The sequence below is a fragment of the Corallococcus sp. AB018 genome (assembly GCF_003986945.1).
GTDB lineage: Bacteria > Myxococcota > Myxococcia > Myxococcales > Myxococcaceae > Corallococcus > Corallococcus exiguus.
The window spans coordinates 53,141-61,597 of sequence record NZ_RAWR01000025.1; the positions used below are offsets into that span (position 1 = coordinate 53,141).

The following is an 8,457-nucleotide window of genomic DNA, read 5'->3' on the forward strand; positions in this document are numbered from 1 at the left end:
CATACGGCTCGGGTTGGAACGCGAGCGTGACCCTCAGTGGCTACGAGTTCTGATTCGACTTCCGCCACTGGGGCCCGCGGCTCATTGGCTCGTGGGGAAGGAGGGAGCGGGCTCCCTCCTTCCCTGGACTTCAGTGGCTACGGGCTGAACGTGCCAGTCAGCACGCTGGCGCGGGCTCGGGGCAGGGCGCGCTTGAACGGGCTCGTCGCGAGGTCCGAGCCGGGCTGGTACCAGCTCTGGATTTCAGCGAAGTACGTCTGGCCCGACAGCAACACGCCCGGGGGCAGGTACACGCTCTGGAGATCCGTGTGCAGCGCCGCCACGCGCGTCGCGGTGGTGGAACCGTTGCTCGTGCCCAGCCGGAAGATGTTCACCACGTAGTTCGTGGCCGTGCCTACCAGCGGCTTCGACCAGCGCAGCGAGGCGTCAGTCCCCACGCCCGTGAGGTTCTGGAACGCACCTCGCGTATTCACCAGGGGCGCCTGCACCGGTCCGACGAGGGGCTGCACGGGCGCGGCGGTGAATGCGCTTGCCTCCTGATCCACGCGGATGTCCACGCCCATGGTGTAGGGCGTCGCGGTTCCCAGCGCGTAGCTCTTCGTGAAGCCCGCGGCGGCGAGCGCCACCTTCTGCCACGTCGCCGGGAGCGCGTTGTTGTACGTCATGCTCCCCGTGACGATGTCGGTCCGCTGCGTATCAGGATTGAGCTTCACGAGCAGTGGCTGCCCGCTGATGGACGCGAGCGCCGTGCCCAGCGCGGCCGGCCGGGCGGACATCCAGATCTCGTTGTACGTGCTGACCGCGCCCGGGTTCACCTGGGTGCGCATGGCTTCGAAGGCCGAGCGTCTCCAGTCCACCGCGAAGGTGCCTGTCGCGGTGGGCTGGGTGAAGGTTCCGCTGACGGAGGCGGGCTGGCCCTCCACCTGCGTGATGCTCGCGTCGAGCACCTTGTGCATCGCGCGGTAGGGCACTCCATTCGCGCTCGTCTGCCACCGCATCTGTACCAGCGAAAACACATCCCCGAGGCCGCTGTCGAGCAGCACCGGGTTGAGCATGTCGGAGTAATCGAAGCTCAGCCCGGAGAGCGACGTGGCGCCCGCCAGGGGGAACCCCGTGACGCCGCCGTTGACGTAGCCGAACGCGCCCGCGTTCAACGAATACACCTCCAGGTAGTCCCCCGGCTGCCAGGGAGACAGGCCGGTGGCGGACACCGTCACGGGAGTGGGCAGCGAGACGAAGGTGCCATCACGGCCCCACTCCGTGGAGCCCAGGTCGAACGTGCGGCCGGTGCTCACCAGGTAGCGCGAGCCCAGCTTCAGGTAGATGCGGCCGGAAGGGACGTTCGGCACGGAGAGGGTGCCGTCCGCGGAGCCCGTGCCCGGGTAGGCCGTGAACGCCCCGGTGGTGGAGTCCCGCGTGTATGCCACCACCGACGTGGCGGACTGGTCGTACGGCTTCGTCTCGTTGCCCGACGTGGCGACGAAGGTGACCGGGCTGGTCCCGGTGACCTGGGTGATCAATCCCTGGGTGAGCTGGGAGGTCGTGTCCGCGGACACGGCGGAGTCCACCGCCTCGGCCTCGTCGAGACCCGCGCATCCAACGCCGGTCATGCCGACCAGAAGCCCGAGGGAAACCAATGACATATTCATTGTGGAGGGAGCCCTTTCGGCGGCGCCCAGAATGGCGCCGCGCAGGGAGATAGATACCGCGCCGGTCTGACATTTCCGGGCGCGCTTCGATTCCAATTTTCCCTCGGGGCCGTGAAAACAAACGCGCTTGTCGGCAGGTGATTCCGGCAACGGGCCATCGGTGGTGTTTCTGCGTGAGCAGGAGAAAAAAGTCTTGGCGGACTTTTCTTTGGCCCTGTCCGCTCATCCCCGCGCCTCGCTGCCTTGCGCCCCGTCAGAATGGCGAAGGTCGAGTCCGGGCAACGCCCGCTTCATCACGTGCTCGACGGTGGCCTGACGCCGGGCCCGGTCATGCAGCCTGCGGTCCAGCGAGGGGTCCGCCTGGGCCGCCTGTTTCACGTCCTGCCGGCTCAGTCCCATCCGCACGGGGAGAGAAGGGCATCACGCGGTCGTTGTGGAAGCCCACCACGTCCATCAGGACGTCATCCTCGAGCGTCACCTCTTCACCATGCTCGCCGACGCCTGGTCCGAATCCGCCGCTGTCTGACATCGAGCATGGCGGTCAAGAGCCGCTCCAGTCCGCGCAAGGCCACCGCCGCGGCGGAAGCCCCGCGTGCATCGCGATGCACAGGTGGGCGCCCTCCTGCACACCGGGGCGCTCGTCCTTCCCCTGGGGGGCGGTTGCACGCGCTGGCACATGCGTTGCTCCAGGGAGGGCATGGTCGAGCTCATCGCGGTGTTCGTGTGTTTCATCGTCCTTCTGGGACCCATGCTCTTCGTTTCGGGAATCGTCGTCATGATGAAGGGCGCCGGGACCCGTGGGGGCGTCCTGACGATCCTGGGCGCCACGACGATGGGGCTCGTGTACTGGGCCTACAGTGCAATCAGTCACATGAACTTCTCGAAGGGACGCGTGCTGCGTCTCAAGGGGCGCGCTCGCGTGGCCCGCCGCGCCCTGGGAGACGGCTGGGCGGACGACGCCGCTCCAGAACTCGAAGGGCTCACGCCCTGGCAGCGGACCGTGCTGGGGGAGGCGTGGCTGCACTCCGCGGGCATGGAGCACGCGTCGGTTCCTGCCTTCGCGAAGCTGTCGCTCAAGCTCTCCGCCCTGGGCGCACCTTCGGAGCTGCTGGAGGCGTGTCACCTGGCGGCCCTGGACGAGGTCCGTCATGCCAGGCGGTGTTTCGCGCTCGCCCGGGCCTACTCGGGGGTGCCCTGGAGCGCGGGAATGATTCCGGAGCTGGGCCAGGACCGCCCCCAGCGTCCCAATCCAGGCGAAGGCGACGAGTGGTCGCGGCTGGTGCGCGGGTCGTTGCTGGATGGGTGCCTGGGTGAAGGACTCGCAGCCAGCGTCGCCGCTGAAGCGTCAAGGCGGGCCAGCGACCCGGTCGTGCGGGAGACCCTGGCGGTCATCGCGGAGGATGAGGGACGGCACGCGGAGCTGGCCTGGGATGTCATTGTGTTCGCCCTGGAGCGGGGCGGCGGCAAGGCGAAGCAGGCACTGCGTCAGGCATTGGATGCGCTGGAGACGCAAAGGACGCCCTCGCTCCCCAGCATCCCGGGAGTCGATGAGTCCTTCCTGGCGCGCAACGGTGTGTTGCCCCAGGCGGAGCTGGGACGGCTGATGGAGGAATGCATCCAACGGACGCGGGCGAGAGCCATTGGGTCGGAGTACGCCCCGACGCCGGTTACTGCTTGATCCAGCGCGCCGCTGCCCAGGTGGCGAGGAAGCCTGGCGGGAGAAAGGCCGGCGCCACTCGCACGATCCATTCCAAGGTCCAGATGTCTGTGGTCCTGAGGCCCACGAAGCCCACCAACACGTAGATGACAACCATCACCAGTTGAGCTCGCCAGGTGCATCCCCGCTGATATGCCCCGGTGAGGACGATGGCCGCTCCCACCGCGGCTCCCGCGGGCGCCGAGTGCGCCGCGACGAACAGGGCCAGCTCGAAGAAAGGCATCCATCCCTGAAAGCCAAAGAACATCATCAAGACGAGGGTCGTCGCGGCGACCGCGTAGGGGATTCCGAGGACCCCGCCTTTGAGCATTCCCTTCAGCATCTGCATGCAGCCTCCTGGAACCCGGAGGTTGCACGGAGGCCTCTCCCGCGGGAGTCCGGGTCCCATGAACGGTCCGTTTTCCGCCTCCAGCCGTCGAGAATGCGCGGTGAGTCGCGGTGCGCTGGTGACCGGGACCGGAAGGGCGGGAGGCGGACGAACCCGACGTGATGACGCGGCGGAAGTAGAGGCCTCTAGCGGGTCAGGACGGTAGCGACGTGGAGGAGTGCTTCGAGCTTCTCCGCGTCCAGCTTGCGCGCAAGGTAGAGCAGGCGGCGCAGGGCGGGCACTTCGTCCTCGCGCGCTCGCGGACGCTGGCCCTTGCGGCCTCGCACCAGGGCGGTGAGGCCGAGCATGTCCTCCGGAGACACCTTCAGTTCCGTGCAGAGACGGTAGAGCGTCGGAACGCTGGGGAGCATCTTCCCGCGCTCCAGGCGGCTGTAGACGGTGGAGAGGAGGCCCACGCGAGGGCCCACCTCGGTTTGGGTCAGGCCCTGCTCCTCGCGGGCGGCGCGGGCGACTCTACCGATCGTGATGGCCAGTTCTTCATTCATGGGATCGGCTCGGAAGCAGGTGGAGGTGAATGCGCGCCTGAGGCTCCCCATGCGCCGCACGAGGTGTAGCAGACGACGTCGGCCGGAGGATGCTCCATCCGGTCAGGGAGGCCAGGGGGTGGGGCAGGCAGGTAGTGGGTGCGTGGACTTGAAAGAAACAGAAGAGTGAACCTGAAAGAACTCCTGTGAGAGGAGGGGCATCAAGAGGAATGCCCGGGCTCATCGTGTTTCTGGTAGCGTCCCCAGCCCCGCTGGGAGGACGTCGCATGCGAGTGGCCCTGAGTCCCGAAGGAAGGACGCCATGAGGCCGCCGCCCGCCATCCTGCCGCCCGGGGCCGAGGTATTGGGCTACACGGTGGAGCGCCAGCTGGGGCAGGGGGGCTGCGGCACGGTGTACCTCGCTCGCAACGCGGGGCAGCCCTTCGCCATGAAGCTGCTGCACCTGCCGCGCGTGGGCGAGCGGGCGGAGCGCGAAATCTCCATCCTCTTGAAGCTGCGCCACCCCAACGTGGTGGGCATCCAGGGCCACGGCCTGTGGCCACCAGGGGCGCCGCAGTTCGTCATCATCGTCATGGAGTATGTGGATGGGCGCCGGCTGGACGTGTGGGCGGACGAGGAGAACCCCACGGCGCGGCAGGTGGCTCGCGTAGTACTCGATGTAGCGCGGGCACTGGCGGCTTCTCACGTGGCGGGCGTGCTGCACCGGGACGTGAAGGAGGCCAACGTCATGGTTCGGGCTTCGGACGGCCTGGCCAAGCTGTTGGACTTCGGCATTGGCGACTACGAGGGCGCGCGGAGGCTGACGGTGGACATCCTGCCGCCGGCGACGCCGGAGTATCGCTCCCCGGAGGCGTGGCGGTATTTCCGGCAGCACGCACGCCTGGCCGGAGCCCAGTACAGCGCTGGTCCTTCGGATGATTTGTGGGCCCTGGGTCTTGTCCTCTACGCGTTGCTGACGGCGCGAAAGCCTTTCGATGGAGTCGACGACGCCAGCTTCATCGAGGCCGTCATGACCCGTGAACCGGTGCCGCCGCACGAGGAGAATGCACGGGTGCCTCGAGCGCTGGGCGACGTGTGCTTGCGCCTCCTGGAGAAGACGCCAGAGACGCGCACGTTGAGTGCCCTGGCCGCTGTGACGGAGCTTGAGCGAGTGCTGGTGCACGCGGACGCGGCGTGGGACGTGCCGCTCTGCGACGCCTTCGGTGAGGACACCGCGACGACGGAAGGGGGGAGGGACAGCGAGGAGCGGTGGAGGCTTGCACCGATGTACCGTCCTCGTCGTGGAAAACGCCCACCGCCGCCAGGACTCCCTCCGTCCGCCGACGCGGCGACGACGGCGAGCGGGACCCCCGTGAAGGCCGCGCCGAAGCCGCGAGGACACTCGCGGGCCTGGACGAGGGTCGCGCGGGTCCTGGGGCTGCTCGCGGCGGGGGCCTCGCTGATGCTCTGGCCGTCACGAATGGCTCCGGTGACGCCTCCCCGTCAGGAAGTAGCGCCCTCTGGCAAGTCGCCTCAAGCTGACCGCGCCGCGGCTCCCATCGGGCCGGAGGCCACCGCCGCGGCCGTCGCACTCCCCGCGACGCTCCAGGAGGTTTCAGCCACCGTGACTACGCAGCCGAAAGACACCCTGCCCCTTCAGCTCCCCTCTAAGCCCGCGAAGAAGGGCCTGGGGATCATGGCCCGTGCGGTGAGCGCGGCGGCGGCCTGCACGGCACTCGCATGCCCTGGCACCCAGGTGCGCCCTGCGCCTCCTCCCGAGCCGTGCCCGGTGGGAGCCGCCAAGGTCATGGAGAAGTTGGGTATCAATATCGGGACAAAGGAAGACGCGCTCTTCGTCGTCGACGTGCCCAAGGTGATTCCGGTGCGGGAGGGACCCACTCAGTTGATCCTGATCAGCGATTGGGGGGACATGCCGCGCATGACAGTGCTGTCAGGCCGGCTCATCGTGAGGGACCGCGTCTATGGGCGTCTGACCTGGGCGACGACGCGGAAGGGCGACAGCTTCCCCGTGTGCATCGAGGTCTACGCGGAGGAGGGCGAGCGAGGAATGGCTCGAGAACCCGGAGACGACTCGGTCTCCAGTGCCCGCATCTACACGACAGCTCGCGTGAAGGCAGTGGGCGAGTTCGAGTAGCAGAACCCTCTGGGAGCCGCCGCCGAGTGCCTTCATCTTCCTTCATCGTTCTCCTGGGCCTCTTGTTCGTGGGCGGAGTGGCAGACGCTCAATCCACGGTTCTGGCCACCCTGCCGGGCGCGCGGCGCATCGAGTTGGCCCCTGACGACGCTCGACCCGCGTCCGAGATCGTCATCAGTGCGAACGTCTCGACAGGCCTGTTCTTTGACTCTGACCTGCTGCGCGATGGCATCGAGCTCGAAGGACGGGACCGCTTCTCCCTCGTGGATGTGGGGCAGACCACCCTCCGGTTGGTGCCCTCTCCGCGCGTGACGGCTGGCGAGCAGTTTCGACTGGTCGTGCGTTTCCAGGATGGAGCCGCACCGAGGAGTGCCACCTTCCTTCTGCGGGCGCATCCCGCGAACGCGGAGCCGCTTGTCGAGGTCTATCGTGGGCGGCGGACGGTTGAGACGTACCAGCAGGAAGCCAGGGAGGTTCGTGACGCGCTGGTGCGGTGCCAGCAAGAGCGCGCCCACCTGATGGCGGAGCATGAGGCTCCGGCCGGTCTTGCAGGCCTCATCTCCACCAAGGCATTGGATGAGCACGGTGTGGCCGGATGGGTCGTGACCAAGGACGTAGCCCAATCGGCTGGGAATGTGCTTCGGGCAGCCATCGTCCGAAGCTACCGATCCTCGACCAGGGTGGCCGTGGAAATCCATCTGGCGGTGAACTCGGGGGCCCAGACCTGGATTGGAAAAGGGGCAATGCTTCGAACCAAGGCCGGCGTGGAGTTGAAGGTGCTTCGCCTGTGGCAGGAGCACCCCATTTCGACAGGAGAGATCGGCCGCGTCGTGGTTGAGGCCGAGGCTTCAGCGGCTCTTGTTCAAGGGCCCTTCTCGCTCAAGCTGTGGGAAGAAGACGGGCCTCGGACCCTCACGCTCACCAACGTGACGTTCCCCTGACCTGGAGGAACGCCTCGCGGGGCTCGGACGACGCTCAGGGGACGTACCGCTCGGCGGTGTTCAGCGCCACGCCGCCGTCGGTGCCGCCGATGATGAGCACACTCCCAGATTCCAGCCACGTGGCGGTGTGAGAGGTGCGCGCCGATGACATGGGGGCGATGGGTTCCCAGCCGCCATCCCGCCGGAGTATCTCCGCGGAGGCACGCGGCTTCGCGTAGGAGGTGGAATACCCGCCCGTCACCAGCACCTCGCCCGAAGGCAGGGCGGTGGCCGTGTGGAGGAAGCGGGCTTCCCTCATGTCTGCCTGGGGCGTCCACGAAGCGCTGCCTGGCTCGAAGAGTTCCACTGACGGGAGGACCGTTCCAGGTGAACCCTCGAGGGAGCCGGTGACCAGGACCTGTCCAGAGGGCAGCAGCGTGGCGGCGTGCCCGTTGCGCCCATGGCCCATCCGCTGCGAAAGGAGTCGCCATCCTCCATCCGGTGGGTTCGAGTCGTAGACCTCGGCGGTCGCCTCCGCTCCGTTGCGATGGTAGCCACCAATGGCCAATGCCACGCCACCGTCCAGCAGGGTGAGCGTCAGCATGTTGCGTCTGACGTTCAGGTCCCCTGTCTTCGTCCAGGAGTCGTTGTCCGGAGCATAGAGTTCGGAGGTGTTCAGCCCATCGGCATCCGAGCTGCCGCCACCCGCCACCAGCACCTTCCCCGAGGGCAGCAAGACGGCGGCATGGGAGGCACGTGCTCCGCCGGGCATGGGACTGACCGCGGTCCATTCATTCGCACCCACGTCATAGATTTCAGCACTGCCCAGCGCGCCACCCGTGGGTCCCCTGCCACCGACCACCAATACGTTGCCATTCCGCAGCCGGGTGGCGGTGTGGTCCATGCGAGCCGTCCCCAGGTTCCCGCCGGCACTCCAGCTGTTGGAGGCGACGGTGTAGATCTCCGTCGTGTTCGTCGGGTTGACCGCCGAGAGGTCGCCCGTGCTGCTTCCGCCAACAACAAGCACCCGGCCGTCTCCCAGCGCGGTGGCCGTATGGCCTGTGCGCCGCATTCTCATGGAGACCACGGACTTCCACCCCGGCGGTTCGCGCTCGTCATCGGGAAGGCCCCCGTCAGGTCCTGCGTCCTGCCCCGCGTCCCCTC

At 67.5% G+C, this 8,457-nt stretch carries 7 protein-coding genes; 3 read left to right on the forward strand and 4 right to left on the reverse strand.

Annotated features, from left to right (window positions below; translation table 11 throughout):
* Positions 1-137: 137 nt before the first annotated feature.
* Complete coding sequence (locus D7Y11_RS08385; protein ID WP_121751861.1) at positions 138-1,649, reverse strand: ABC transporter substrate-binding protein; 1,512 nt, start codon at positions 1,647-1,649, stop codon at positions 138-140.
* 592 nt (positions 1,650-2,241) lie between these two features.
* Between D7Y11_RS08385 and D7Y11_RS08390 the strand changes: the two genes are divergently transcribed.
* Positions 2,242-3,327, forward strand: coding sequence for a ferritin-like domain-containing protein (locus tag D7Y11_RS08390; protein ID WP_233607238.1), 1,086 nt, complete (start codon positions 2,242-2,244; stop codon positions 3,325-3,327).
* Here D7Y11_RS08390 and D7Y11_RS08395 read toward each other — a convergent pair.
* Positions 3,317-3,694: a hypothetical protein gene (locus D7Y11_RS08395; protein ID WP_120574886.1), complete on the reverse strand. Its 378-nt coding sequence runs from the start codon at positions 3,692-3,694 to the stop codon at positions 3,317-3,319. The genes D7Y11_RS08390 and D7Y11_RS08395 overlap by 11 nt on opposite strands.
* Before the next feature lie 185 nt (positions 3,695-3,879).
* Complete coding sequence (locus tag D7Y11_RS08400; protein ID WP_120574885.1) at positions 3,880-4,239, reverse strand: helix-turn-helix domain-containing protein; 360 nt, start codon at positions 4,237-4,239, stop codon at positions 3,880-3,882.
* Positions 4,240-4,540: 301 nt separating this feature from the next.
* Between D7Y11_RS08400 and D7Y11_RS08405 the strand changes: the two genes are divergently transcribed.
* Together D7Y11_RS08405 and D7Y11_RS08410 are read left to right on the forward strand one after the other, a co-directional pair.
* Complete coding sequence (locus D7Y11_RS08405; protein WP_126933417.1) at positions 4,541-6,373, forward strand: serine/threonine-protein kinase; 1,833 nt, start codon at positions 4,541-4,543, stop codon at positions 6,371-6,373.
* 26 nt (positions 6,374-6,399) lie between these two features.
* A complete protein-coding gene (locus tag D7Y11_RS08410) occupies positions 6,400-7,314 on the forward strand; it encodes a DUF2381 family protein (RefSeq protein WP_120574883.1) in 915 nt (304 codons plus the stop codon).
* 34 nt (positions 7,315-7,348) lie between these two features.
* Here D7Y11_RS08410 and D7Y11_RS08415 read toward each other — a convergent pair.
* A partial coding sequence (locus D7Y11_RS08415; RefSeq protein WP_126933418.1) for a kelch repeat-containing protein occupies positions 7,349-8,457 on the reverse strand: 1,109 nt, incomplete at its 5' end.